General features: G+C 43.6%; 23 protein-coding genes. 12 read left to right on the forward strand and 11 right to left on the reverse strand.

What is annotated here, in order from left to right; genetic code table 11:
* Positions 1-3 precede the first annotated feature (3 nt).
* The 3 genes from rnhA to aroQ all read right to left on the reverse strand — a co-directional run bounded on the left by rnhA (position 4) and on the right by aroQ (position 1,537).
* A complete protein-coding gene (gene rnhA, locus IE164_RS08000) occupies positions 4-462 on the reverse strand; it encodes a ribonuclease HI (RefSeq protein WP_189629690.1) in 459 nt (152 codons plus the stop codon).
* Positions 459-1,031 (reverse strand): MarC family protein, encoded by a 573-nt coding sequence (locus IE164_RS08005; protein WP_189630058.1) that lies wholly within the window; start codon positions 1,029-1,031, stop codon positions 459-461. Before IE164_RS08005 ends, rnhA begins: the two co-directional genes overlap by 4 nt.
* Before the next feature lie 86 nt (positions 1,032-1,117).
* Positions 1,118-1,537 (reverse strand): type II 3-dehydroquinate dehydratase, encoded by a 420-nt coding sequence (gene aroQ / locus IE164_RS08010; protein ID WP_189629691.1) that lies wholly within the window; start codon positions 1,535-1,537, stop codon positions 1,118-1,120.
* A gap of 129 nt (positions 1,538-1,666) precedes the next feature.
* Here aroQ and xerD point away from each other — a divergent pair, with 129 nt between their 5' ends.
* Positions 1,667-2,566 (forward strand): site-specific tyrosine recombinase XerD, encoded by a 900-nt coding sequence (gene xerD / locus IE164_RS08015; RefSeq protein ID WP_189629692.1) that lies wholly within the window; start codon positions 1,667-1,669, stop codon positions 2,564-2,566.
* A gap of 196 nt (positions 2,567-2,762) precedes the next feature.
* Here xerD and IE164_RS08020 read toward each other — a convergent pair whose 3' ends face one another.
* The 4 genes from IE164_RS08020 to IE164_RS08035 form a co-directional block, all read right to left on the reverse strand.
* Entirely contained in the window at positions 2,763-3,269 is a 507-nt protein-coding gene (locus IE164_RS08020) for a hypothetical protein (RefSeq protein WP_189629693.1), read from the reverse strand.
* Between the two features lie 98 nt (positions 3,270-3,367).
* A complete protein-coding gene (gene corA, locus IE164_RS08025; protein ID WP_189629694.1) occupies positions 3,368-4,483 on the reverse strand; it encodes a magnesium/cobalt transporter CorA in 1,116 nt (371 codons plus the stop codon).
* Positions 4,413-5,294 (reverse strand): mechanosensitive ion channel family protein, encoded by an 882-nt coding sequence (locus IE164_RS08030; protein WP_189629695.1) that lies wholly within the window; start codon positions 5,292-5,294, stop codon positions 4,413-4,415. Before IE164_RS08030 ends, corA begins: the two co-directional genes overlap by 71 nt.
* Positions 5,294-6,148, reverse strand: a complete 855-nt coding sequence (locus IE164_RS08035; protein ID WP_189629696.1) for a universal stress protein — start codon at positions 6,146-6,148, stop codon at positions 5,294-5,296. Before IE164_RS08035 ends, IE164_RS08030 begins: the two co-directional genes overlap by 1 nt.
* 132 nt (positions 6,149-6,280) lie before the next feature.
* Between IE164_RS08035 and IE164_RS08040 the strand changes: the two genes are divergently transcribed.
* The 8 genes from IE164_RS08040 (at position 6,281) to IE164_RS08075 (ending at position 15,356) form a co-directional block, all read left to right on the forward strand.
* The gene (locus IE164_RS08040) at positions 6,281-7,333 is read left to right on the forward strand and encodes a quinone-dependent dihydroorotate dehydrogenase (RefSeq protein WP_189629697.1); all 1,053 of its coding nucleotides are present in this window, start codon (positions 6,281-6,283) and stop codon (positions 7,331-7,333) included.
* Positions 7,334-7,394: 61 nt separating this feature from the next.
* Entirely contained in the window at positions 7,395-9,929 is a 2,535-nt protein-coding gene (locus IE164_RS08045; protein WP_189629698.1) for an FtsK/SpoIIIE family DNA translocase, read from the forward strand.
* Between the two features lie 21 nt (positions 9,930-9,950).
* A complete protein-coding gene (lolA1, locus tag IE164_RS08050; RefSeq protein ID WP_189629699.1) occupies positions 9,951-10,589 on the forward strand; it encodes an outer membrane lipoprotein periplasmic chaperone LolA1 in 639 nt (212 codons plus the stop codon).
* Entirely contained in the window at positions 10,589-11,404 is an 816-nt protein-coding gene (gene pyrF, locus IE164_RS08055; protein ID WP_189629700.1) for an orotidine-5'-phosphate decarboxylase, read from the forward strand. The genes lolA1 and pyrF overlap by 1 nt, the downstream gene beginning before the upstream one ends.
* 24 nt (positions 11,405-11,428) lie before the next feature.
* Entirely contained in the window at positions 11,429-12,703 is a 1,275-nt protein-coding gene (locus tag IE164_RS08060) for a DUF2851 family protein (RefSeq protein WP_189629701.1), read from the forward strand.
* Between the two features lie 91 nt (positions 12,704-12,794).
* A complete protein-coding gene (locus IE164_RS08065; RefSeq protein WP_189629702.1) occupies positions 12,795-13,427 on the forward strand; it encodes an acetyltransferase in 633 nt (210 codons plus the stop codon).
* 91 nt (positions 13,428-13,518) lie between these two features.
* On the forward strand, positions 13,519-14,487 hold the full coding sequence (trhO, locus tag IE164_RS08070; protein WP_189629703.1) for an oxygen-dependent tRNA uridine(34) hydroxylase TrhO: 969 nt from the start codon (positions 13,519-13,521) through the stop codon (positions 14,485-14,487).
* Positions 14,484-15,356, forward strand: a complete 873-nt coding sequence (locus IE164_RS08075) for a nucleoside phosphorylase (RefSeq protein ID WP_189629704.1) — start codon at positions 14,484-14,486, stop codon at positions 15,354-15,356. The genes trhO and IE164_RS08075 overlap by 4 nt, the downstream gene beginning before the upstream one ends.
* On the opposite strand, the gene IE164_RS08080 is transcribed toward IE164_RS08075, so the two are convergent.
* Positions 15,343-15,927, reverse strand: a complete 585-nt coding sequence (locus IE164_RS08080) for a tetratricopeptide repeat protein (protein ID WP_189629705.1) — start codon at positions 15,925-15,927, stop codon at positions 15,343-15,345. The genes IE164_RS08075 and IE164_RS08080 overlap by 14 nt on opposite strands.
* A 442-nt stretch (positions 15,928-16,369) precedes the next feature.
* Between IE164_RS08080 and IE164_RS08085 the strand changes: the two genes are divergently transcribed.
* Complete coding sequence (locus IE164_RS08085; RefSeq protein WP_189629706.1) at positions 16,370-17,740, forward strand: M28 family peptidase; 1,371 nt, start codon at positions 16,370-16,372, stop codon at positions 17,738-17,740.
* 75 nt (positions 17,741-17,815) lie between these two features.
* Here the strand turns inward: IE164_RS08085 and IE164_RS08090 are convergent, their stop codons facing one another.
* From IE164_RS08090 to IE164_RS08100, 3 genes are all read right to left on the reverse strand, one after another.
* The gene (locus IE164_RS08090) at positions 17,816-18,520 is read right to left on the reverse strand and encodes a carboxypeptidase-like regulatory domain-containing protein (RefSeq protein ID WP_189629707.1); all 705 of its coding nucleotides are present in this window, start codon (positions 18,518-18,520) and stop codon (positions 17,816-17,818) included.
* 224 nt (positions 18,521-18,744) lie between these two features.
* Positions 18,745-19,785 carry an MBL fold metallo-hydrolase gene (locus tag IE164_RS08095; RefSeq protein ID WP_189629708.1) on the reverse strand — a complete coding sequence of 347 codons (1,041 nt, stop codon included), beginning with the start codon at positions 19,783-19,785 and terminating at the stop codon, positions 18,745-18,747.
* A 10-nt stretch (positions 19,786-19,795) separates the two neighbouring features.
* Positions 19,796-21,172, reverse strand: coding sequence for an aldehyde dehydrogenase (locus tag IE164_RS08100; protein ID WP_189629709.1), 1,377 nt, complete (start codon positions 21,170-21,172; stop codon positions 19,796-19,798).
* A gap of 158 nt (positions 21,173-21,330) precedes the next feature.
* On the opposite strand from IE164_RS08100, the gene IE164_RS08105 reads away from it, so the two are divergent.
* On the forward strand, positions 21,331-21,675 hold the full coding sequence (locus tag IE164_RS08105; protein ID WP_189629710.1) for a PadR family transcriptional regulator: 345 nt from the start codon (positions 21,331-21,333) through the stop codon (positions 21,673-21,675).
* A complete protein-coding gene (locus IE164_RS08110; RefSeq protein ID WP_189629711.1) occupies positions 21,672-24,272 on the forward strand; it encodes an ABC transporter permease in 2,601 nt (866 codons plus the stop codon). The genes IE164_RS08105 and IE164_RS08110 overlap by 4 nt, the downstream gene beginning before the upstream one ends.
* Positions 24,273-24,282: the final 10 nt, after the last annotated feature.

Raw genomic sequence — 24,282 nt, forward strand, 5'->3', positions numbered from 1 at the left:
GCTCTAAGAATAAAGCCCTGATTCAAAGCCTTCATCAATCAGCAGGTTGGAACCTTCTGCGGCTTGTACAGCCAGTTGGTCGCATCGTTCATTTTCAGGAATTCCTGCATGGCCTTTAACCCACTGAAAGCTCACCCTGTGCTTGTTGTATATTTCAACAAAGCGTAGCCACAAATCTTTGTTTTTCTTGCCTTTAAAGTCTTTTTTAATCCAGCCCCAGAGCCAGCCTTTAGTTACAGAGTCTATGACATACTTAGAGTCTGAATAGATTTTGACGGGGGCATTGGGTACTTTTATAGCCTCCAGGCCAACAATAATGGCCAGTAGCTCCATACGATTGTTCGTGGTTTTTCGGTAACCCTGAGATATTTCCTTTCTGTGTTCTCTGAACTTCATGACAACCCCATAGCCTCCCGGTCCGGGATTGCCTCTGGAGGAGCCATCGGTGTAGATGGTGATCATAGGTTCGCAATATTGTCTTTGAAGAGCTTAATGGCAATGGAAAGCAGAATTATTCCGAATATCTTCTGCAAAATACCTATGCCGCCTTCGCCAATTTTGCGCTCCAGCCAGTTGGTAGATTTTAAAACCAGATAAACAAACCCCAGATTAATAATTATACCGACAAGAATGTTGAGTTCATCGTATTCTGCCTTAATGGATATAAGGGTGGTTAGGGTTCCGGCCCCTGCAATTAAGGGGAAGGCTATGGGAACTACAGAGGTGTTGTTGGAGGCCGTGGGTTCATTCTTAAAAAAAGCCCTACCCAAAATCATTTCCATACCAATAATGAACATAATGATGGAACCGGCAATGGCAAATGAACCTACATCGATACCAAAAAGAGCAAGCAGGTTGTCTCCGGCAAACAGGAAGAGTATCATGAGGATGCCGGCTACTATAGTGGCTTTTTCGGATTGTACATGACCTACTTTTTTTCTTAGGTCAATAATAATGGGTATAGAGCCAAGAATGTCTATTACTGAAAAAAGAATCAGGGTTACGGATAGTATCTGCGTAAAGTCCAGCATGGCAAAATGTTTTTGCAAAGCTAGGGAATCGGGCAAAGAATTAGGTTAAGTCTTTCTGTCGAAATCGTTACCTAAATGAACAAATCTTAACAATCCTTGAGATAGTAAAGAGCCATCTCATAACCCTTCAATCCAAAACCGGTAATCATACCGGCACAATTGGCGGTGATCAGGCTTAGGTGACGGTACTCTTCACGGGCATGGATATTGGAAATGTGTACCTCAACCACCGGGGTTTTAATGGCAGCCACCGCATCGGAAATGGCTACAGAAGTATGGGTATAGGCTCCTGCATTCAGGATTATACCATCGTATGAAAAACCAACTTCGTGTAGTTTGTTGATCAGTTCACCCTCCACATTACTTTGGTAATACTCCAAATCCAGATCGCTGTGTTTTAGCTTCAATTCCTTAAGGTAATCTTCAAAACTTTTGTTTCCGTAGACACTTTTCTCTCTTACCCCAAGCAAATTCAGATTCGGACCGTTGATGATGATGATCTTCATAGGGCTAAAACTAAGACATTTTCCTCATTTTGGAATTGAAGAGATTCCGGACATTTTCCTTTCTCTATAATTTTGGAAGAAAATTTACGGAATGACGCTTCTGATGGAGCTAATTCATTAAACTTGAAAATGGCCTGGGATATATACATTCAGGAATATGAAAACTACCTTAAGCTCGAACGTTCGTTGAGCCCCAACTCTGTGGAAGCTTATGTGCGCGATGTAACGAAGTTTAAGCAGTTTCTGGAGTTGAATAACTCTGAAAAAACGGCTCAACAGGTTACCATGGTTGAGCTACAGAACTTTGTAGAATTCATTAATGAGTTGGGAATGAGTGCCTATTCTCAGGCACGGATTATCTCTGGCCTAAAGTCGTTTTACAAGTTTTTGGTTTATGAAGGTGGTTTAGAAACAGACCCTACCGAACTTTTAGAGTCTCCTAAGCTGGGAAGAAAGCTACCCGATACGCTTTCCGTTGAAGAAATAGATCAGATACTCGCGGCAATCGATCACTCTACTCCCGAAGGAATGCGTAATAGAGCCATGCTGGAGACGCTTTATAGTTCAGGACTCAGGGTTTCGGAGCTTACAGGCCTTAGACTGTCTAATGTGCATTTCGATGTGGGCTTTTTACGCATTTTAGGTAAGGGTAGTAAGGAGCGACTTGTACCGGTAGGCCGCGAAGCCTTAAAGTATATTCGTCTGTACATGGAAGAAGTACGCGTACACCTGGATATTAAGCATGGGCACGAGACGTTTATGTTTCTCAATAGAAATGGTAAGCAGCTTAGCCGTCAAATGGTCTTTATTATGATTAAAAATCTGGTGCAAAAGGCCGGCATCAAAAAGGCTATTAGCCCACATACCTTCAGGCACTCTTTTGCTACCCACCTGATAGAAGGAGGAGCCGATCTTCGGGCCGTACAGGAGATGCTTGGTCACGAGTCTATTACCACCACTGAAATTTATACCCACCTTGACAGGGACTACCTCAGGCAGGTGATTCAGGAATTTCATCCACGGAGTTAGTTCAGGGTTCAAAGTGGGGTAAAATGAGCTTGGGCAAGTGATGAAGCCAAGGGCTCATTAGAAAAATTGGTTTATGGTTTATAATCCAAAGTGATGGAAGGCATTATAAAGCCCACCTTTAAGCGAGAGTGGTAAGGAGGGGTAATTCCTCATTTAGTGGTCGACCCGGAATATTACGTTTGGAGCCTTGAACAGGTTATAATTTCTCTTCATAGGGATGTTTATCTTCTATAGTCACTCCCCGAACCCGGGCAATTGATCTGGCAGTTTGAATTATCTCGGAGTTGAAATTGGCATCTGATCGATCTATTTGAACCTTCTCGCCATTAAACAATACCAGATGTAGCGTGCACTCATCGATAACGTACTTGTTAGGATAATCGACAAGTACTTTTTTTACGTCATCAAATTTGATCCGCTTTTTGCCGTAGATGTCCGCTGTTCGCGTGTTTTTGGAAAAGGTAATTTTGCTGGAAGAGAATCCAGAAGTTAAATATTTAAACGCTTGGGGTATAAGCAGAAGCGGGACGAGATAAAAAATAAACCCCCAACTATCTGTAGTGCTTTTGTGACCTCTAATTAGAGCAACATACCATATGATGGTAAAAAGAAGAATAAGGTAGAAATTAACTTTAGCCCTTGCCGGATTCTTAATGATTATAAGTTCAGTGTCTGTATTTGAAATAAGATACCGTTTTAACATTCGAATAATTTAAAATCACCAAATCCGAGCATTAATAAAAAAATACAGACAGCCACTTTGTACCATAAACTAAAAACCATGAACCAACAAGCCCCAAACTATAACCACCGTTTGCGCTTGAAGTAGTAGATCATGCCTGCCGCAACAATAACAATAGCTCCCCAGAAAATGGGGTAAGAGTATTTATAACTTAGTTCCGGCATGTGCTCGAAGTTCATTCCATATATACCCGCCATAAAGGTGAGTGGAATAAACACCACAGAAAAAATGGTGAGCACTTTAAGCACATCATTTAATTTATTGGTCATGTGCGTGTGGTAGGTGTTGAGGTTGTCGTTTATGGTTTCCCTATATACCTCAATGGTTTCAGTAACATTGGTTATATGGTCGTGTAAGTCTTTTAAGAAAGGGCGTGTTTTTTTGTCAATGACCGGAAGATCCGATTTGTTGAAGCTAATCACCGTATCGCGCAGTGGCCGGGCAAAGCGCCTCAGATAGTTAACTTCTTTTTTACTCAGGTTCAGGTCGTTGAGAATGCCCTTATTGTAGTTGCCCAGTAGCCGGGCCTCTTGCTCATTAATTTCATCGCCATACTCTTCAATAATCGCCAGGTAGTGGTCCACAATTACATCGAGTAAGGCAAAGGCCAAATAGTCCGATCGTCTGGTTCGAATACGCCCTTTAGCATTACGAAGCCTGTTTCTTACACCATCGAAAATATCGCCCGACTTTTCCTGAAAGGTAATGATGTAGCCTTCACCCACAATCATACTCACTTGCTCAGAGATAATGGCTTCCTGAGCGGTTCGGAACATCTTAGTAGCAATAAAGAAATGGTCGTCATATTCATCGAAAGTAGGCCGCTGGTGTACATTCAGAATGTCTTCCATAGCCAGGTTATGAATATTAAAAGCTTCGCCAATGGTCTTAATATACTCCGTGTCGTGTAGGCCTACCACATTGAGCCAGGCTACATGCCCGTTGCCTTTCACGGTAGATACTTCATTAAGATTAAGGCTACGCTCTTCCAGGTGGTCGGCATTAAACATTATTAGGTCCAGACTTACCTTGTCTACATGCTGCTCGCCCGTATAAATTAGCGAGCCGGGCATTTGGTTGAGCTTTTTAGAAACTACACTGGTTTCAGCTTTCTTTTTTCTTCGCCTCCTTATAGACAATAGTTCGGTAGGGGAAAGGTATTTCAATTCCTTCACGATCGAATCTTTCTTTGATTGACTTATTAATATCGCACTTTAATTCAAAACCCTTCATAGGGTCTTCTGTCCATACACTAGCCCTAAGGTTTATGCTCGACTCTCCAAAATCGATAAGGCGCACCACTACAGGCGGCACTTTACGGGCCTTGTCTTCATCGCTGCGCTGGTCAATAAAATGGCGATGCTTCATGGCCTCTTGTTGAATGATCTTTATGGCCAGGTCTATGTCAGAGTCATAACTGATACCATAGAATATATGGTTGCAGACCTTTTCATCTACAATATTAAAATTATGAATGGTTTCGGCACTTATTACAGAATTGGGAATAACCAGTCTTTTGTTTTCAAAATCGCGGATTACGGTGTGCCTTAGGGTAATATCTTCTACCACCCCGGAGTAGCTGGAGCTTATTTTAACGATATCGCCTACTCTGAAGGGTTGAAAAATAACAATGAAGATACCGCTCACTATATTGGAGAAGGCGGCCTGGGAGGCAAAACCAATAATGGCGGCTATAATACCCGCACCAGCAAAAAGAGTTACACCTAGTGTTTTGAGCTCATCGATGGTAAGAAAAATAACAATGAGGGCTATGGTGTAAATAATAAACCCCAGGGCATTGCTCAAAAATGTGTATTTGGTGGGGTCTACCCTCATTTCATCGCTCGACTTATTGATGAATTTTTTGAGAATAGCCCTGAGCATTCGCAACAAAATGTAGGCAATAAAGAATATGCCTATGACGTAGCTGGCTAGGTTTACCCAACCGTATGATGTATAGTTTAAAAATTCAAAAGGTAATTCCATCAGGCTTGATTAAGGTTAAATGTCATTACCGGAATATCTGACCTGGTAATGAGGTACTCCGTAATGTTTCCCTTAATAAGATCGCGCAGCGACTCGGAGTGTTTCGAAAACAGAGCGATCATGTCCGATTCGTAGAAGTCTGCTGCGTTGAGCAATCCTTTCTGAAGCTGCTTGGTATTATATACATGCAGCTGATGTCCGCTGAGCCCGTGTTTTTCGAACCAGATTCGGCTGCGTTTTCTAATTTGTGGCGTGGTATGAAAATTGGCGGGAGTGTTTACAAATACAAACTGTAGTTCGCTCTCAAACTTTTGTGCAAAGGCCAGCAGGTCATTCATTTTTTGAGTGCAGTCATCCTCTAAATTCGTAGGCACCAATATTCGGTTAGGGCTAAAGGTCTCATCAGTGTGGTTTACCGTGATTACCGGGTTTTGAGCCAGTTTGGCGATACGCTCCGGGTGGGTTTTCTTAAGGAACTCATCGAACCTCTGGTGTTCGTAGTTGCCCACTATGGTCAGGTCATAGCCTTCCTCGGCCACCAGCTCGGCAATCTTATCGGGCGAACTGTCAATCTTTAATTTATATGAGATTTTCAACCCTTCTGATTCGAGCTTCTCCATGTACTTTTCCATCTTGCGCTCGTTCTGCTCTATAATCTCTTCCAGAAACTTTTGCCCTGTTTTAGACTTACTCTTGTATATACCCAGTTCGTCCATATATACCGCCAGGGCAGCCTTTACTACATGAATAAGCGCAATTTCTGCATTGGTTTTTTTGGCAATGCACTTGGCTACATCCAGAGCTTTTATGGTTTTGTCCGTAAAATCTACCGGCACAAGTATCTTCTCGTACATCTATCTTAAGATTTTTATCAAATTCAGACATATTCGAGTAATCGCCAAAACAATTTTTGGAAATAGTTGAAAGGGTAGCTTAAAATTTCAATTCTGCTTCAACTCACTTATTTTTGCCCGAAATCTTCAGCCTTGTATAAGTTTCTCATTCGTCCGTTTTTATTTCTCAAGAATCCAGAGCCGGCTCACTATTCTACATTCAACCTGATAAAGAAAACATTTAGCTGGCCGGGTGTTCAGGCTATGTGTCGTGCTTTATTTCGATACGAGCATCCTGACCTACAGGTAGAGTGCATGGGGCTCAAGTTTCCAAACCCTGTGGGGTTGGCAGCCGGTTTCGATAAAGATGCGCGCCTTTTCAACGAGTTAGAGGCATTTGGATTTGGGTTTATTGAAATAGGAACTCTTACCCCCAGACCTCAGGAAGGTAACCCCAAACCCAGGTTGTTTAGGCTGCCCGATGATAAAAGCCTTATCAATCGTATGGGATTTAATAATGAAGGGGTGGAGGCTGCTATCGAACGACTCAGAAAGAAGAAAACCCGCGTTCTAATTGGAGGAAACATTGGCAAAAACAAAGTAACCCCCAACCACGAGGCGGTAGAAGATTACGTGTATTGCTACAACGCCCTACTGCCTTATGTAGATTACTTTGTGGTAAATGTGAGTTCGCCCAATACTCCCAACCTGAGAGAACTACAAGATAAGGAGCCTCTTACTGCGCTGCTCAATACCTTGCAAGATCGCAAGCGGCAAGCCGGGGCCAGTCAACCTATTTTGCTTAAGATTGCTCCCGATTTAACTACCTCACAATTAGACGATATTATTGATATTGTAAAGGAAACGGGCATTGATGGTGTTATAGCCACAAACACTACTATAGACCGCGCGGGGCTAAGCACTCCGGCAGAAACGGTTGAGCAAATAGGAGCCGGAGGTTTAAGTGGTGCTTCCGTAAGGTCAAAGTCTACCGAAGTTATTCGTTACTTGCACACCAAATCGGCCGGAGCTTTTCCAATCATCGGGGTAGGGGGTATATCTACTGCCCGCGATGCCATTGAGAAGTTGGAGGCAGGCGCAACGCTCGTTCAGGTATACACAGGGTTTATTTACGAAGGCCCGGCAATGGTGAAGAAAATTAACAAAGGAATTCTTCGTTGGAAAAAAGCGCACGATAGAGGCTAGTGCCAATGTGCGGTTTCCAAAATTCATTTTAACTTCGTACAAACTGGTTTAAAATTTTTCAATGGCCCAAAATACCTACAAGTCCAATACATTTAAGAGTAACCAGGGAAAACAGGCTAAGGCTAAAAAGAAGCTATCGCTAAATCTTAAAATCCCCTTTTTAAAGGATAGAAGGTTTCAGCTCTCTCTCGGATTCTTTCTGTTGTTGGCTTCGGTATTCATTTTCCTCTCTTGTTTCAGCTATTTGTTTACGGGTAAGGCCGATCAGAGTGTTGTAGAAGCCTTTTTCGATAAAGGAGAATCTGTAAAATCTTTGGGGCAAGAGGTAGCCAACTGGATGAAGCTTCTGGGGGCACTCACAGCCCATAAACTCATCTTCTCGTGGTTCGGAATTGGGGCGTTCCTTATTCCTCCCTTCCTGTTCATTCTGGGGTATAAGATTGTATGGGGCAAAGAACTCATGAAAATTTCACGGGCTTTGGTTACAACCCTGTTCTTCTTAGTATGGATAAGCCTGCTTATGGGGTCAATGATCCGGTCAGACGATTCTGTTTCGGAGTGGAGTTTCTACTCCGGGGGTATGGGATACGAGCTTTCGTTATTCTTCGATGGTCTTTTAGGCTATGGTACCATTCTCTTTCTTGCCTTTACTCTATTGGTGTATGTTATCTTCTTCTTTAACATTACCGAGGTGTTGAGCCTGAAAAAAGCTGCAGTAGGGCCTGTTGAGAAAGATAACTCAATGCCAGAAACCAAGAGCACAGCAACAGAACCGGAAAGTGAGGAAGAAGCCGAAGAAGATATGGAAGAAGAGTCTGAAGAGGCACTCGAAAACTGGGTGGTAACTGTAAAAGACGAAGAAGAAGCAGACTCGGAACCGGAAAAGGAAGAATCGGCTCCAACCATAAACCTTTCTACTACTCCGGCCCAAAATACACCAAAGCCTCAAGTGGAAGAGAAGACCGATGAGCTAGAATTGGAAATTGCTCCGGTAAACACCCCACAGCCCAAGAGTCAGGACAAAGAGCCCGCTTTTGAGGTAGAAATAAAAGAAGCCTCAGAAAAGTTGGTGGAAAAGGCAGGACACTACGACCCAACACTGGACTTACCTAAATTCCAGTTTCCGAATGTAGACCTACTAAATGAATATTCAACGGGTAAAATACAGGTAACCAAAGACGAGCTTCAACAGAATAAAGACAAAATTGTAGAAACGCTTACCAACTTTAAAATTGGCATAGCCAGTATTAAAGCAACCATTGGCCCCACCGTGACCCTCTATGAAATAGTGCCGGAAGCAGGGGTTAAAATTTCGAAGATCAAAAACCTGGAAGACGATATTGCCTTGAGCCTAAGCGCATTGGGTATTCGTATTATTGCCCCAATTCCGGGAAAAGGCACCATTGGTATAGAAGTGCCCAATAAAAACAAAGAAATGGTCTCCATGCGCTCGGTTATTTCAACCGATAAATTCATGAATTCCGATATGGCGTTGCCTATTGCGCTGGGCAAAACCATTACCAACGAAATATTTGTAACCGACTTGGCCAAAATGCCCCACCTGCTAATGGCCGGAGCTACAGGTCAGGGAAAGTCCGTGGGGCTAAACGTTATACTTACTTCCCTGCTGTACAAAAAGCATCCGTCTCAGCTCAAATTTGTGTTGGTAGACCCCAAAAAGGTGGAACTTACCCTCTTCAATAAGATTGAGCGGCACTATCTGGCCAAGTTGCCCGACAATGAAGAACCCATTATTACCGACACCAAAAAAGTAATCTACACACTAAACTCCCTGTGTATAGAGATGGATCAGCGCTATGATCTGCTAAAAGATGCGGCTTGCCGAAACATTAAGGAGTACAACAAGAAGTTTGTAGACCGAAAGCTCAACCCCGAAAAAGGACATCGCTTCCTGCCTTATATTGTGTTGGTTATCGATGAGTTGGCCGACTTGATGATGACAGCCGGTAAAGAGGTGGAAACCCCCATAGCTAGGCTGGCACAGTTGGCAAGAGCCATTGGTATACACCTGGTAGTGGCCACACAGCGACCGTCTGTCAATGTAATTACCGGTATTATCAAGGCCAACTTCCCCGCACGCCTCTCGTTCAGAGTAACCTCTAAAGTGGATTCACGAACTATTTTGGACGCTGGAGGGGCCGATCAGCTCATTGGGCAGGGAGATATGCTACTGTCTATGGGTTCCGATATTATAAGATTGCAGTGTGCATTTGTAGATACGCCCGAAGTAGACGAAATTTGTGAATTCATTGGTTCTCAAAGAGGTTATGACTCAGCCTATCTGCTGCCCGAGTTTGTGGGCGAAGATGAAGGTGGAGGAAGAGCCGATGTAGACCTGTCGGAAAGAGATGCTCTGTTCGATGAAGCTGCCCGCCTTATTGTCGCACACCAGCAAGGAAGTACCAGCTTGATACAGCGTAAGCTCAAATTGGGATACAACAGGGCTGGCCGACTGATTGATCAGTTGGAGGCAGCCGGAATTGTTGGCCCGTTTGAAGGAAGTAAAGCCAGAGAGGTTTTAATTCCCGATGAATACAGTTTGGAACAGTTATTGAACAACCTGGGCAATAACTGATTTCGAGAAATTGATAAAAGAATGAAAAGAGTATTAATTGTGATGATTTGGATGGTTGCCTCCTTGGCAGCTGTGGGGCAAAATCAGGATCCGAAAGCCATTTTAGACAAAATGAGTTCGGTCTATAAAGCCATGCCAGGCTTTGAAATAGGGTTCGTGCAAAAAATTCTTAACGAATCGGAAGTTGTGGCCCGGTTAACCGGTGAGGCTTCGGTATCGAAAGAGAAGTTTCGTATAAAGTTTCAAGATCAGCATATCTATTGCAATGGCACTGTGCTATGGACCTATCTTGTAGAGTCTCAGGAATTGACCATTAGTAATTTTGAGCCGGAGGAAGCCGTCATTAACCCCTCCAATGTGTACGACATTTATAAGCAGGGCTTTAGCTTCAAATATAAAAGGCAAGACTCTATAAATGGTGAGCTTGTTCATGTTATAGAGCTAATTTCTACCGATAAGGAATCTGACTTTACCAATGTGATCATGTATATCGGTCAGAAAGACTCTTACCTAAAGGCGTGGGATCTCATTGATTATGACGGAGCCAAGACTGCTTTTGAAGTCTCAAAGTTTACGCCCAACAAAACCTTTCCACAGGGATTTTTCGAGTTTGACGAAGAAAAGAACCCGGTTCAATACAAAGAAGACCTTCGTAATTAATGAACAAAAAACAACTGTTTGATCAAATCAGAGCCAAGGCATCTTATTTGTGCGTGGGTCTTGATAGCGACATTCATAAAATTCCGGAACACCTACGAAAAGCGGACGATCCGCTTTTTGAGTTTAATAAGCAGATTATAGATGCAACTATAGACTATGCTGTGGCATATAAGCCCAATATAGCCTTTTATGAAGCACATGGACTAAAAGGTTGGGAAAGCCTTATGAAAACCATAGCCTATTTGCCCGATGATGTGTTTATAATTGCCGATGCCAAGCGTGGAGATATTGGTAACACTTCCAAAATGTATGCCCGTGCATTTTTTGAGCAAATGAATTGTGACGCCATTACTGTTGCTCCATACATGGGAGAAGACTCAGTAAAACCTTTTCTGGACTTTCCTGAAAAATGGGTCATTCTATTGGCTCTCACTTCTAATGCAGGGGGTAAAGACTTCCAAAATCTTGCCCTTACAGAAGGTGATCAACTCTATGAGCGAGTGTTAAAGAAAAGCCAGGATTGGGGCTCAGACGAAGAACTCATGTATGTAGTTGGGGCTACCAAAGCGGAAGCCCTTACCAATATTCGCCAGATTGTTCCTAATCATTTTTTGCTCGTGCCCGGGGTAGGAGAGCAGGGGGGGAGCTTGTCTGAGGTTTCAAGGCACGGGCTCAATAGTGAGTGTGGGCTTCTTGTCAACTCTTCTCGGGGCATTATTTATGCCGATGGGAGCAAGTCGTTTGCATCTGTAGCAGGTAGCAAAGCCCGTGAGCTTCAGCAAGAAATGGCTAACTATTTGGAAAAATATTGCTAGATTCATCGGTGTAAGCACACACCGATGATCAAAGAAGACTTTCTACACTTCGTTTGGCAACATCAGTATTTTAACTCCAAAGCACTTAGGACAACTGCCGGTGAATCGGTTGCTGTTATAAAACCCGGAGTAGTAAATCAATTAGCTGGTCCTGACTTTAAGGAGGCATTGGTCGATGTGAACGGAATTCAATGGGCTGGCTCAGTCGAAATTCACATCAAATCCTCCGACTGGAAAGCTCATAAGCATCAAGGCGACCCGAACTACAGCAATGTGGTACTGCATCTGGTTTACTTCAACGACTATCAGGTTTGTGACAACGAAGGTAAACCCATTCCTACGGTAGAACTTAAGGGCCTTATAAAGCCCGGCTTACTCAACCGATATCAGCAAATTATTAAAAGCAATAACCCAATTGCCTGTGCCGAACTTTTTCCAAAGGTGCGCTCGGTTACCAAGCTAGCCATGCTGGAAGCTGCCCTGATTCAACGGCTGCAACGCAAAGGAGCACTTTTTAAGGAGTTACTTGTTAGGAATAAGCAAGACTGGGAGCAATCAGTCTATGAGTGGCTAGCACAGGGCTTTGGTTTCAAAACCAATGCTCAAAGTATGCTGGCTCTGGCACAGGCTGTTCCTTTGCGTGTATTGCGCAAGCACAGCGACTTGAAGCAGTGGGAAGCATTGCTTTTTGGGGCCAGCGGGTTACTCAATACCCGTCACACCTCATCCTATGCCTATGAGCTAAAGCGAGAGTATACCTTTTTGGAGAGAAAATACGCTATCAATTCGCAGTTAAGTTTCAACCAATGGCATTTCTCGGGGGTTCGGCCAACCAACTTTCCAACCGTACGAATAGCCCAATGGGCGGCACTTGTACATAAAAACCATAGTCTCTTTTCCCTATTCACAGACTTTTCCAATACCCGAGAGCTACAAAAACGCTTGCAGGTACAGCAAAGTACATATTGGCAGCAGCACTTCAACTTTGGGGTTGAAAACAAGCAAGGCAACGATCTTCTCTCCAAGTCTGCCATCTCCAATCTCATGATTAATACAGTAGCTCCGTTGTTGGTAGCCTATTCCGAATACAAAGACGAAACCGATATGTTGGAGCAAGCCATGAATGTGCTCATGAGTTTGCCGGTAGAAAACAACCATATTATTCGTAGTTGGTATGAATTGGGGTGGAATGTCAACTCGGGCTTCGATACTCAGGGTTTAATTGAGTTGTACAACGAGTATTGTAAGCACAACAATTGCCTCAAGTGTAAAATTGGAGTAGAACTCATTCGGTCTTAAAGGTGCTGAGCCTCAGTAGCTCAAGAAGCTTTTGCCATAACTTACTTTTTGCCATGAAAAGCCCTAACTTTGCAGCCCGCAAATAAAAGCTATGGAAAATCCTGTTATAATTTTTGGTGCCAGCGAACTGGGAAGAGCAGCAGTAGAGATATTCGAGAGCAATGATATCATCGTTTATGGCTTTCTGGACGACAAGGAGGAGCTGCATGGTCAAACCATTGGAGAGCTGGCCATTTTGGGGCATACCGAAGACGATGGCTTTTTAAAGTTGATCGGTAAAAAGTGTGAGGCATTTATTGCCGTAGACGATCGGCCTTTGCGAAAAGGGCTGGTAGAGCTCATTAAGACAAGGCGAAAAATGATGCCCGTAAACGCCATTCATAGCAATACAGAAATTGCTCCCTCGGCTCATGTAGGCCATGGAGAGTTCATCAATAGTGGAGTGGTAATTGGTGCCAATGCCCGTATTGGCGACCATTGCATTATTCATACCAATGCCACTATCGATTATAGCGCCAAATTGGGCGATTTGGTGCAGGTGGGAGCCGGCTCAGTTATTGGTAGCGAGGCCGAGATAGGCGAAAACGTATTTATTGGTTCGGGAGCAACCATAGTACCGGGTATTAAAATAGGTAAAAACGCCCGAATAGGGGCCGGTTCGGTTGTAGTGGCCAATGTGGAAGAAGGCCTAACGGTATTTGGAAATCCGGCCAAAGCAGTTTAGTGTTCAAAGGTTCAAGTTCATAGTCGACTTGAAACGTGGAGTATAAAATTTTGAACTAGAAATTCACCCTACAAGCAATAGGGCAGAACATATGGAAAAGAAGTATTCAATATTATTGTATTACTGCTACGCTCAAATCGAGGATTATGAAGCGTACAGAGAAGAACATCACCTCTTTTGTATTGAAAACAACCTTAGAGGAAGAATCATTATATCTCCTGAAGGCCTGAACGGAACGGTATCGGGGTTAAAGGAAGATTGTGAGCGCTACATGGATTATGTAAAGTCAGATCCGCGCTTTGCCGATACAGAATTTAAAGTGGAAGCGCACGACCAAATGGCTTTTGCCAAATTGCATGTACGCGTAAAACCTGAAATAGTACACTCCAGTCTTCGGCATATTAACCCCAGAGAAAGAACCGGGGCTTATGTAGAACCCATTGAGTTTAAAAAAATTCTTGAGGAGCAACCGGAAGATACCGTTATCCTAGACGTACGAAGCAATTACGAACACAATGTAGGTCGATTTAAAAATGCTCTTACACTCGATATTGAGAACTTTCGCGACTTTCCTCAAAAAGTGAAAGAGCTGGAACACTTAAAGGGTAAAAAGATTGTAACCTACTGTACGGGAGGTATTAAATGCGAAAAGGCAAGTGCATACCTTTTAGAACAAGGGTTTGAAAACGTGTATCAACTGCATGGAGGTATAATAAAATATGGGCTGGAAGCCGAGGGTAAAGACTTTGAAGGCAAGTGCTATGTATTTGATAATCGCATAACGGCCGATGTAAACAAGGTCAACCCGACCATTGTTTCGCGATGCCATATTACCGAAAAACCTACCGATCGAATGGTGAACTGTGCCAATCCGGAGTGCAACGCACACATACCCATGTCGGAAGAAGCAGGGTGGTTAATGGACGGGTGTTGCTCTGAGGAGTGCCGAAAGAACCCGGCCAGAAGACCATACGATGGCACCGGTTATTACCAAAAAAATACCAACCACTATAACCCTTTGAAAGGGGTTAAGAGAGAGCCCGCAAAAATTGTTCAATGACATCACGTAGAATTCCAGAGTCTGAGCTCATTCTCAACCCAAATGGTAGGATATATCATTTGAACCTGGAACCTGATATGGTGGCAGATACCATAGTGGTTGTGGGCGATCCGGAACGAGTGCCTAAAGTGAGTCGCTATTTTGATAAAATAGACTTACAGATCAACAACCGTGAACTGGTTACTCATACAGGGTTTCTGGGTGGAAAGCGAGTGTCGGTGATAAGTTCCGGCATGGGCACAGACAACGTTGAGCTGCTCATGACGGAGTTGGATGCTCTGGTGAATGTAGACTTTCAAACTCGAACGGTCAGAAAAGAACTGCGTCAGTTAAAAATTGTGAGGGTTGGAACATCAGGCTGTATGCAGCCTGATATTCCATTAGATACCCTTTTGGTTTCCAGAGCGGCACTGGGATTGGATAGCCTCATGAGTTTCTATGAGCGAATCACAAGTGAAGAGCAACAAATCACGGAAAATAAGATTCAGAGAGTGCTGGAACTTCCTTTTAAACCTTACATAGCTGAAGGTTCGGAGGTGCTTTTCGATTTGTTTAAAAGTACAATGTATACGGGCGTTACAGTAACTGCACCCGGTTTTTATGCACCTCAGGGGCGCGAAATAAGATTGCGACCTAAGCTTCCCGGCTTTTTAGAAACTCTGGCTAAAACCGATACCCCTTGGGGAAGGTTTACCAATTTTGAAATGGAAACAGCAGGCTACTATGCCATGGCACAATTGCTGGGTCATGAAATGATTAGTCTGAATGCCCTTATAGCCAATAGAGCCCAGGGCACCTTTTCTGCTCAGGCAGAAAAAACTACTCAGAAGCTTATTGAGCTTACGCTGGATAAGCTCAGTTCTTTTTAGGTTTTAAATTACCCTGAATGAGTAGATTGAATTCTACACAGGTGAGTACACCATTGGTAGAATAGGGGCAGGTTTTGTAGAGTATTTCACCGAATTGGTCTCTTCGGGTTATTACATCATCTCCCTTACAAACCGGGCAGACAATGTGATCTTTCTCGTCACAATTAATAGTGTTCAGATAGAAAAACTTGGCGTTAACATCGGCCACACTCCCCGTGCTTCGGTTGTTTCTAAAAGCCTCTTCGGCCTTTTCCAGCAAATCGAGTGTTTCGCGAGAGTACTGGCCTCGGCTTCCTTTCAACTCTAAATACTTATTGAGCCAATCAATGCTTTGGGCATATTTATTCAGGTAGAAAGAGTTTTTACCAAAGAAAAAACAGAAATCGGCTGAGAGCACATCAATTTTTTCCAAAGCCGTCATAAAGAGATCATCCGCTTTACTATACTGGCCAAGGTCCATAAAATAGACGGCCGAATCGATATGTCTTCGGGGGTCAGCGGTTTGCTGTGCATTTCCTTGTGAAAGCCCAAACACACAGAGATAAAAGGAGATGAATAGAAGCTTTTTCATGAGAAACAATGTTCCGCAAAAATACCAAACTCTACAAACTAAAAAGCCTCGGAAAACCCGAGGCCTAACTACTTAACAGTATTTAACTCTTTTGGTGTAAGATTTATTTACTAGTGCCCTTTTTCTTTGGCAACGCAATTTTCTTGCCCGCAAGACTATAAATACCAAGACCGGTGGCAATTACAGCAGCTGTGAGTAAAATAGTTTTTGTTTTCATTTTATTTGTGATCTCCCTGTTTTAAGACAATGATTGTACCAAATTTGTTACAGTCGTCAGAAATTATTCTTTTGTCTTAGAAAAGTCTCATCTCTAACACACTCATACAACGCAAAACCCCTACCGGTTGGATTCATTTTTTAAAGAAATTTTTCCATTGGTCATTTATCCGTTTTTGGCGGTTGAATTCTTTCTTATTTTGACCTTCCTGAGAATCAAATGGATATGAAAAAACTACTAACCTTTGTATGTGCACTGGGTATGGCCTTGCTAATGACTCCGCTAAAGGCACAACAGGCCCCTCCGGCTATTGATACCCGAATTTATGACATAATCTCATCTGTGTCAGCCGACCGAATTGAAGCAGATATTCGAAAACTGGCCGGTTTTGGTACACGGAATACCTTTTCCGATACGGTTTCCGATACCCGTGGTATTGGAGCGGCCAGGCGATGGATAAAAGCCGAATTCGAAAAAATATCACAAGCCTGTGGAGGATGTTTAGAAGTGTTTTATCAAAAAGACCTGGTGACTACCGAAATGGGAAACAGAGTACCGAAAGATGCCTACATAGTAAATGTGGTAGCGGTTTTACGAGGAACAGACAATCCAAACAACTACGTAATGATGTCGGGCGATATCGACTCAAGAGCGTCTAATACTATGGATTATGAAGTAGATGCTCCCGGAGCGAACGATAATGCCTCAGGCATGGCCGGCACCCTTGAGGCTGCGCGGGTGCTCTCTAAGTACAAGTTTAAAAACAGTATTGCCTTTGTGGGGCTTTCCGGTGAAGAACAAGGATTGTTTGGAGGGGCAGGGTTGGCTCGCTATGCCCAGGAAAAAGGCTGGAATATAATCGGTGTGCTTAATAACGATATGATTGGCAACATTGAAGGAGTGGATGGGGTAATTGATAACCGAAGTTTCAGAATATTTTCTGAGCCAACACCCGCCAACGAAACAGACCGTGAACGTGCCTCTCGCAGATTTACAGGGGGAGAAGTGGATGGTAACTCCAGGCAATTGGCAAGGTACATACACAAGCAGGTATTGACCTATATGCCAGAGATGAATCCAATGATGATATATCGGTTGGACAGGTTCGGACGAGGAGGTCATCATAGACCATTCAATGATTTGGGCTATGCCGGTGTAAGAATTATGGAGGCACACGAAAACTACAACCGACAACACCAGAACATTCGTGAAGAAAACGGAATTAAATACGGAGATGTAATCGAAGGAGTGAATTTTGACTATGCGGCCAAGCTCACAGCGGTAAATGCCATCTCTCTAGCAGGTCTGGCCTGGGCGCCTCCCGCCCCTGAAGAAGTAAGAATTGGAGGTGCAGTGCAGCCTTCTACCACTTTACAATGGAAGGCATCGGACGATTCGGATGTAGCCGGATATAAGATTTACTGGAGACTGACCACTTCCCCAACATGGGATAATTTTGTGTATGTAACAGGTGTCAATGAACATACGCTGGAAGGTATTGTTATAGACAACTATTACTTTGGAGTGGCTGCCGTAGGTAAAGATGGCAATGAGTCTACGGTTGTATTCCCTTATCAGCAGATTAGAAGAAGGTAATAACCTGCCCTGGTTCGTAAAATCTCCACGGGTTAGCTAATCGGTGGAGATTTTTTTTATTCAGGAGTGGAACCTTTAATCGTTATCCCTTTCAGGAAATTTAACCTTACCGTATTCATCTACTGTGGTAATGAGTACTACTCCATTGGCGCCTCTAAAGCCCATAGGAGCTCCATCTTTCATCACATTTATGGCCTTAATTTCTTCGGGTCGTAGCACCGAAATGTCTTGCCATATTTGCCCGTCTACCAGATATAGGGCGGTGTTGTTGCCATCGTTGCTGAAGTACTGAATGTCTCTGATGATTATGCGTTTCTCACCCAATACGTTTTCAATACGTACGCCCGGGAATTTACCAGCGATCAGCGTGAAAATGTCGGGATAAGTGTGGTAGTCATTGTTGTATTCCAAAAAATTACTGGTGGCGTAAGTCAGTGACTCTCGGGTAAGATGTCCCGAACCAATAGCCACTTCGGCATTCCGTTCACCTTCCAGAAAGAGCATTTTTATATTAAGCTGTTCTCCGGCAGTAACCCGCTTCACCAGTTTTTTAAATCCTGAGCCTTCAAAAACCAGCTTATCGTCTGCTTTGCATTCTAAACTGAATTCACCTCTCATATTTGTGGTGGTAGTTTTTTTAGACTTCTTGGCGGTGACTTTAATGTTGGCAACAGGGGTGTCCTTAAAAGCGAAGACCTTACCGCTTACCTGACCTTCTTGAGCCAGGCTGAGCATAACCGTCAATACCAACAGACAAATGGATAGAGCTATCTTCTGCATGTTTTAATTTATAGAGTTAGGGTTACTTACATAAGTCCGCATGACGTATGTTTTGACACTTTGCCACTAATTGTGTCTTCACAAATGGCTTTTACAAAGTGCTGTGAAGGCACAGCTTGTAGCTTAAGTGAGCTATTTAGTTTATGTGATCTAAATAAGTAACCCTCTTAATTTATTAAAATATGAGTAACGAGTCAAAAGATATTGATAGTCAGTGCGTTGATTTATACGTGATCGGCCCACCAGGCATCATCATGGGTGTCTGTTACACCGAAAATTTGCCCCGGAGGTGGTGCGGTTACCATTAGGTTGTCTTTGCGGCCTACGGCCACAAACTGCTCGGCAGGTTCGGTCCAGCTGTGTTGTGCCAAGGCAAAAGCACCCCAGTGTACGGGCATGGCTTTAGAAACCTTTGCCTCCTTTGCAGCTAGCACCGCTTCTTGTGGAAACATGTGTATTTGATGCCAGTTTTCGTTGTATTGGCCGCATTCCATAAACCCAAAATCGAAGGGGCCAAGACGATCTCCTACCTGTTTGAAATGCTTTCCATAACCGCCATCACCACTAAAGTAAATGTTTTCATGAGGCGTTTTAATAGCCCAACCACCCCAGAGCGACTGGGAACGATCGGTAAGGCCTCGGCCGGAAAAATGCCGCGAAGGAGTAAAGGTTATTTCAATACCCTCAAAAACCGAATGTTGCCACCAATCGAATTCTTTGATGTTCGACTCAGAAATGCCCCAGTGTTTCAGATGTCTTGCACAGCCCAGAGCTACATAATATTGCCTGATTTTAGGTTTAAGCTTTTGCAGGGTTGCCAGATCCAAGTGGTCATAGTGATCATGGCTAAGTAGCATCAGGTCTATGGTCGGAAAATCATCGACCAGTTTGAGGGTGTCTGGTGAAAAGCGTTTGGTTTTGAATGGCGCAATGGGCGAAGCATCAGCCCCCAGCATTGGGTCAATCAGGATAGTCTTACCCATAATGCGCATCAGAATAGCCGAATGACCATACCACACCATTTGTGCTTTTGAAGGTTCGGCAAAAAACATCTCTCTATTGAAAGGCGGTATAGGGAGAGGCTGTTTCGGTACTCTGCCTTTGGTTTTAAAAAATTGTTTGTAAAGGATTACCGGCAACGTACGCCAGTCAATATTCATACTGGTTTCTTCAAGGTTTTGAAATCGGCCATTGAGCCAATGGTTCGATTGGGCGTACTGATTTTTCAGTTCGGTGGTCAACCGGCCTCCAAATTGTTTCAACATATATGGCAACTTAAGTCAAGAGTTTCCTCACCCATCGAAAATAGCGAAACGGAGGGTATCGGAAAGGTAAATCTATCCAAGTAGGTGACTTCATAAAGGAGCGTACATGGGAAAAAGTTTCATAACTGTGTTTTCCGTGGTAGTGCCCCATTCCGCTTATTCCAACACCTCCAAAAGGTAGAGAGTGGTTAGATATATGAATGAGTGTGTCGTTTAGGCAGGCACCGCCTGAAGTGGTCTCGCGAAGTAATTGCTTGTTGGTTGCCGAATCGCCAAAGTAGTAAGCGGCCAAAGGTTTGTCTCGCGAGTTAATAAAGTCAATCGCTTCCTGAATCTGACTATAAGTAATTACAGGAAGTATTGGGCCAAAAATTTCTTCCTGCATTACGGGAGCATCAGCCTCTGCAACCTCTAAAAGTGTAGGGCTGATGAATTTGCTTTCCCTATTTACATTTCCTCCATACAGAACTTTCCCCTGATTGAGGTAATTGGCTACACGATCGAAGGCTTCGGGGGTAATCATACGGGCCAGGTAGTTGCTTTCTTCCGGTTGTTCACCAAAAAAGCTTTTCCAGTAATACCTGATACCTTCAACCAACTCGTCTTTAATGCTCTCATGCACGAGCAGGTAGTCAGGAGCAATACAAGTCTGACCCAGATTGACTGTTTTGCCCCAGGCAATACGTTTTGCCGCAAGATTTACTTTGGCCGAATGGTCTACTACGCAGGGACTTTTCCCGCCCAACTCAAGCACTACAGGGGTTAGAGTATTGGCTGCAGCCTGCATTACGATTTTTCCGAGCCTTGAGCTTCCTGTAAAAAATATTTTGTCGAATTTCTGGGCCAACAAAGCCTGATTAGTCTCTTTGCCACCGTGTACCATTGCTACATGGTCTTTTGCGAATACCTCGTCTGTAATAGTATTCATAACCTTGTTGGTGTGCACACAGAATTCAGAAGGTTTAAGCACCACACAGTTGCCGGCAGAAACGGCACCAACAAGTGGGGTCATTAAGAGCTGAAAAGGATAATTCCAGGGAGCGATGATTAAAACAACCCCCATGGGTTCGTAGCGGGTGTAGCTGGAAGAGGGGAGTAGATAGATAGGGGTGCTTACACGCCTGGCCTTGCTCCATTTGCGCAGGTGTTTGATATGATAGTCTATTTCCTTAATAACCAGTCCAATTTCTGTAATAAGGCCTTCTTGCGAGGATTTGCTAAGGTCTTTGTGCAGCGCTGCGAGAATATCGGGTTCGTGTTTTAGAATGGTGGTTTTGAGTAATCGGAGTTTTGCAAGTCTCGATTCTACGCTGCGCGTGTGGCCGCTGGCGAAATAAACTCTTTGCTGTTCTACTATTCTGCTTATGGTATTTGCTCCTGTATTCATTGGCCGGTAGTGGTTGCCCTGAAATTTAGCAAAATATAGGTAGGCATGGTTCTGTGCCTTGGGATTCGGTCAAAATCTCGGGCTATTATATTCGCACGAATATTTGTTCTACAAGTATAGAGATAATATATTTGTTCTATGTTTGTAGATGTTTTATAATGAAAGGAAAAGGAAATTACATCGGAGAACTGGAAGAGCTTATACTGCTTTTGGTGGGTATTTTGCGCGATGAAGCCTACGCTGTTTCGGTTTTGAAAGAAATGAAGGAACAGACGGGTAGAGAGCTGAATATTAGTGCTATACATGCCGTGCTTAACAGGCTGGAAGATAAAGGTTGGCTTTATTCAGATATGGGGGGAGCCACCGAAGAACGCGGTGGGAGGCGAAAACGCTATTACCACCTTACTGCGGCAGGTAAAGCAATGCTCGATGAAGTAAAACATCAGAGAGACCAGCTCTATAAACAACTGCCTACCGATTTTGCCTATTCATTTTTTGCATGAGTAAACGGTTCAAGCACAGTCCGCCACGTTGGGCCGATTGGTTTCTCGGCCTCTTTTGTAATCCCGATTTACTCGAGCAGTTGCAAGGCGATGTACACGAACTCTTCTATTGGCGGGTGGAAGAAAAGGGCTATTCTCATGCAAAATGGTCATTTATCTGGGATGTAATCCGACTATTCCGCTGGTCTAACATCAGACGAACAAGAAAACAAGGTCAAAAACTAAATCAAATCGGAATGTTTAAGAACTATTTTAAAATAGGTGTCCGGAACCTGTGGAAGCAGCGAATGCCTAGTGCTATTAATATTATCGGTCTTTCCATTGCTGTGGGCTGTTCCATTGTGGCTTTTAAGTTTGTGGAATTCAGCTATGTAAAGGATAATTTTCATAAGAATAAGGAAGACCTCTTTCTGGTTACACACTGGGAGGAACTAGAATCTAATAAGGGTAGAAACGGAGCTACCAACAATGAATTGACAAGAGAAATTCTTGAATCGGTTCCTGGCATAAAGGCTTCTACCCGCTACAACCGTCTGCAGTTAGAAGCACGGGTGAATAAACACATCACTTATAATCTTACCCACTTCGTAGATCCGGCCTATTTAGAGATGTTTACTTTTGAGCTTCAGGCCGGAAATCCCAAAACGCTCAATTCGGCCGATCAAGTAGTGATTGATGAGAGTACGGCCATCCGGCTTTTTGGGGAGCAGTCGGCTCTGGATCAGTCCATAGAGCTGAAAATTGGAGAAGAGTGGAAGGTGTTTTCGGTGGGGGCTGTATACAAAGATAAACCCCACAACGGAAGCCTTCAGTTGGGTATTCTGGTCAACTACCAGCACTTTGAGCAACACTTGTCTAAACTAGGGCAGGATGACTGGAGTACTAATTTCTTTATTCAGCGGCAGGCGGGTATCCAACCAGAGTTATTGTTGGAGTCTATGGACAAGCTTTTGCCTATTTACAACAAAGACAATGAAGATGGGGCATATAGTAATTTTGAGTTAGAGCCAATAACTACTATGGCCAACAATGCCTACGAAATGAGTAATAGTATTGGTTCCGCACCCAACAAAGCTCCTATTCTTACTCTTTCTGCCATTGCTGTATTTATGTTGCTGCTCTCTACGCTCAACTACGTCAATATTTCACTGGCCATGATAATGAAGAGGCTAAAAGAGATTGGGGTAAGAAAGGTTGTGGGTAGCCCCAGAAGACAACTTATCATTCAGTTTCTTTGCGAAAACCTGTTGCTGTGCTTGCTCTCCATGTTCGTGGGACTTTTGCTGGCCCAAGGGTTGTTTTTACCTGGTTTCAATGAAATAGCAGGTGTTAGTTTTCAGCTCAATTTGCTGTCGCACCAGAACTTTTTAATGTTCCTTGCTGCCCTGTTGTTGTTCATAAGCCTGGCTTCAGGTCTTTATCCTGCCGTTGTGGCTTCGTCATATAAGCCCATTTCTATTTTGAGGAAGGCTACTCAAAGAGGAGGAAGGCGCATTCTCAGTAGTGTTTTTCTTACTTTCCAGATGATTTTGGCAATGGTTACCATTGTTGCGGCCGTTATGTTTGTGTATGCCAACCAAGTCAATGAGTCCATAGAATGGGGTTACGACCAGCACAACAAGTTGGTAATTGGTATTCCGGAAAGTGATTACAGAGATGCTTTCCGAGATGTGTTATTGGCCGACCCAAGCGTGGAAGTAATAGCAGGTACACGATCTAATATTGGGCAGTCTCTGAATGGTGTTCAGTTTAAAAACGGTGAGGTAAAAACCTATGCCGAACTGTTTGAAGTAGGTCGTAATTATCCGGAAGTACTAGGGCTTAAGTTGGTTGAAGGCAGACTGTTCGATGAGAACCTGGAGAGCGATTTTCGGAAGATGCTCATTGTTAATCAATCGTTTTTAGAAGACCTGCAGCTCACTTTCGATCCGGATGGTACAACAGTAGTTCAGGATTCGGTTGAATATTCCATAATTGGTGTTGTGGAAGACTACCATTATTGGAATCCCGGAATGGAGATTAGGGGCGCTGCAATGCGCGCAATTCCGGCTAATCTATACACTTCCTACCTTGTTGAAATGAGAGAGGGCAACATCTTTGAACACCGAGGTCGATTGGAAGAAAAACTACAGGCTATGGTAGAAGAGAAGTCTGTGTATGTAGGCATTCAGGAATTGATGTTTGAAGGGTTCTATGACGAAACCCGAGGAATAGGAAACATTATGATCTTTACGGCCAGTATAGCCATTTTGCTGGCTGCCATGGGGCTCTATGGCTTGGTGAGCATCAACATATCCAGTCAGATTAAGGACTATGGTATTCGAAAGGTGCTGGGCGCTTCTTCATTCAACTTGGCTAAAGCCATTGTTTTAAAATTCCGTTTTGTGCTACTGCTTGCGATATTGGTTGGTTGTCCTTTGGCGGTATTGCTGGTGGGTGCGTTGGTAGATAATGTATATGCCTATGCTCCCGGCATAGGAGTGGGACCTCTGGCAGTAGCGGTTTTTATTCTGCTTTCAGTCACCCTTTTTACTTTCAATCTTCAGATAAGAAGAGTGAGAAATATGAATCCGGCAGAAACTTTGAGAACCGAGTAGCCTATAAACT

Source organism: Roseivirga thermotolerans (genome assembly GCF_014653175.1).
Taxonomy (GTDB): Bacteria; Bacteroidota; Bacteroidia; order Cytophagales; family Cyclobacteriaceae; genus Roseivirga; species Roseivirga thermotolerans.

Bases quoted from the DNA above. Each gene is read 5' to 3' on its own strand.
- rnhA (WP_189629690.1), bottom strand. From the start codon at position 462: ATGATCACCATCTACACCGATGGCTCCTCCAGAGGCAATCCCGGACCG.
- IE164_RS08005 (WP_189630058.1), bottom strand. From the start codon at position 1,031: ATGCTGGACTTTACGCAGATACTATCCGTAACCCTGATTCTTTTTTCA.
- aroQ (WP_189629691.1), bottom strand. From the start codon at position 1,537: ATGAAGATCATCATCATCAACGGTCCGAATCTGAATTTGCTTGGGGTA.
- xerD (WP_189629692.1), top strand. From the start codon at position 1,667: ATGGCCTGGGATATATACATTCAGGAATATGAAAACTACCTTAAGCTC.
- IE164_RS08020 (WP_189629693.1), bottom strand. From the start codon at position 3,269: ATGTTAAAACGGTATCTTATTTCAAATACAGACACTGAACTTATAATC.
- IE164_RS08030 (WP_189629695.1), bottom strand. From the start codon at position 5,294: ATGGAATTACCTTTTGAATTTTTAAACTATACATCATACGGTTGGGTA.
- IE164_RS08035 (WP_189629696.1), bottom strand. From the start codon at position 6,148: ATGTACGAGAAGATACTTGTGCCGGTAGATTTTACGGACAAAACCATA.
- IE164_RS08045 (WP_189629698.1), top strand. From the start codon at position 7,395: ATGGCCCAAAATACCTACAAGTCCAATACATTTAAGAGTAACCAGGGA.
- lolA1 (WP_189629699.1), top strand. From the start codon at position 9,951: ATGAAAAGAGTATTAATTGTGATGATTTGGATGGTTGCCTCCTTGGCA.
- pyrF (WP_189629700.1), top strand. From the start codon at position 10,589: ATGAACAAAAAACAACTGTTTGATCAAATCAGAGCCAAGGCATCTTAT.
- IE164_RS08060 (WP_189629701.1), top strand. From the start codon at position 11,429: ATGATCAAAGAAGACTTTCTACACTTCGTTTGGCAACATCAGTATTTT.
- IE164_RS08065 (WP_189629702.1), top strand. From the start codon at position 12,795: ATGGAAAATCCTGTTATAATTTTTGGTGCCAGCGAACTGGGAAGAGCA.
- trhO (WP_189629703.1), top strand. From the start codon at position 13,519: ATGGAAAAGAAGTATTCAATATTATTGTATTACTGCTACGCTCAAATC.
- IE164_RS08075 (WP_189629704.1), top strand. From the start codon at position 14,484: ATGACATCACGTAGAATTCCAGAGTCTGAGCTCATTCTCAACCCAAAT.
- IE164_RS08080 (WP_189629705.1), bottom strand. From the start codon at position 15,927: ATGAAAAAGCTTCTATTCATCTCCTTTTATCTCTGTGTGTTTGGGCTT.
- IE164_RS08085 (WP_189629706.1), top strand. From the start codon at position 16,370: ATGAAAAAACTACTAACCTTTGTATGTGCACTGGGTATGGCCTTGCTA.
- IE164_RS08090 (WP_189629707.1), bottom strand. From the start codon at position 18,520: ATGCAGAAGATAGCTCTATCCATTTGTCTGTTGGTATTGACGGTTATG.
- IE164_RS08095 (WP_189629708.1), bottom strand. From the start codon at position 19,785: ATGTTGAAACAATTTGGAGGCCGGTTGACCACCGAACTGAAAAATCAG.
- IE164_RS08100 (WP_189629709.1), bottom strand. From the start codon at position 21,172: ATGAATACAGGAGCAAATACCATAAGCAGAATAGTAGAACAGCAAAGA.
- IE164_RS08105 (WP_189629710.1), top strand. From the start codon at position 21,331: ATGAAAGGAAAAGGAAATTACATCGGAGAACTGGAAGAGCTTATACTG.
- IE164_RS08110 (WP_189629711.1), top strand. From the start codon at position 21,672: ATGAGTAAACGGTTCAAGCACAGTCCGCCACGTTGGGCCGATTGGTTT.